This is a genomic window from Streptomyces cahuitamycinicus, from assembly GCF_002891435.1.
Classification (GTDB): domain Bacteria; phylum Actinomycetota; class Actinomycetes; order Streptomycetales; family Streptomycetaceae; genus Streptomyces; species Streptomyces cahuitamycinicus.
The window spans coordinates 1-618 of record NZ_POUC01000937.1 but is presented as its reverse complement, the minus strand read 5'-3'; the positions used below and the strand labels follow the sequence as shown (position 1 = coordinate 618).

At 77.2% G+C, this 618-nt stretch carries 1 protein-coding gene and 1 pseudogene; one reads left to right on the top strand and one right to left on the bottom strand.

All coding sequences use genetic code 11. From position 1 onward, the window contains the following. A pseudogene (locus tag C1J00_RS43975) lies at positions 1 to 432 on the bottom strand (hypothetical protein); the annotation flags it as partial. On the opposite strand from C1J00_RS43975, the gene C1J00_RS46135 reads away from it, so the two are divergent. After that, the coding region (locus C1J00_RS46135) for a hypothetical protein (RefSeq protein WP_219728422.1) at positions 431 to 618 on the top strand (188 nt) is incomplete at its 3' end. The pseudogene C1J00_RS43975 and the gene C1J00_RS46135 sit on opposite strands and share 2 nt — an antisense overlap.

Sequence of the window (618 nt, the reverse complement as noted above, 5' to 3'; positions counted from 1 at the left end):
GTCGTGCAGCGGCCGGGGAGCGCCCTCGGGCGGCCCGGCGGGTGCGACGGAGGCGACGGGGGCGTCCTGGCTCCCGGGCTCCCGGGCGGCGGGGACCACAGCAGCGGCCTCAGTGGCGGCCTGGCCGGGGACGGTCGTGGCGACGGCGTCGCCGCGTGCCGACCCGGCGGACTCTCCCGGGTCCCCGGCCGGGACCGCCTCGGGACGCCTCAACTCGTAGTCGCCGTCCTCGGCATGCCGAGCCGCCGGACGCGCCAGCTCGAAGTCCCCGTCGGTGCCGGTCGGCTCCGCCGGGGCCGTCACCGGCCCGTGTGCCCCGTGCGTGCCCGGGCCCTCCGCCACGGCCCCCTGCGTGCCCTCCGGCTGTTCCGCGAGGTCCTGCGGCCGTGGTCGGCTCCACCACTTCGCTTTCGTGGGCTTCCCCTCGTTCATGCTCTCCCCACAGCTGCGGCACGGCTCGTCGCGGTGGCCGCGGTTCGTCGAATCGGCGCCCGGCCACACCTCGGCCGCGGGCGACAACCCCCGGATTCAATCAGGTCGCGGGCCGGTGCGCAGAGTCGGTCAGCGAGCCGTACGGGAGGAGGCGGAGGAAGAGGGGGACGAGGCCGGGTCCAGGAG